This is a genomic window from Stenotrophomonas sp. A3_2, assembly GCF_036624925.1.
GTDB lineage: Bacteria > Pseudomonadota > Gammaproteobacteria > Xanthomonadales > Xanthomonadaceae > Stenotrophomonas > Stenotrophomonas hibiscicola.
Window position 1 is genome coordinate 1 of the sequence record NZ_JAZKVY010000208.1, and the last position, 302, is coordinate 302.

General features: G+C 70.2%; 1 pseudogene. It reads left to right on the forward strand.

What is annotated here, in order from left to right:
• A pseudogene (locus R5H29_RS07085) lies at positions 1 to 200 on the forward strand (hypothetical protein); the annotation flags it as partial.
• Positions 201 to 302: the final 102 nt, after the last annotated feature.

Below are 302 nucleotides of genomic sequence, written 5' to 3' on the forward strand. Positions count from 1 at the left end.
TCGGCGCGGGCGCCACCGTGCTCGGCAACATCACGGTGGGCGAGGGTGCGAAGGTCGGCGCCGGCTCCATCGTGCTGGAAAACGTGCTTCCCTACACCACGGTGGTGGGCAACCCGGCCCGCGCCGTCGGCGCCAAGCACCAGCACATGCCGGCGCTCACCATGGACCAGGGCATCCCGGCGCTCGACTACGCCATCTGAGCCGCCGCGATGACCCTTCTGCTCAACATCGCCTGGCTGATCCTGGGCGGGTTTTTCGCGGCCCTCGCCTGGTTCCTGGCCGGGGTGCTGGCGGCGCTCACT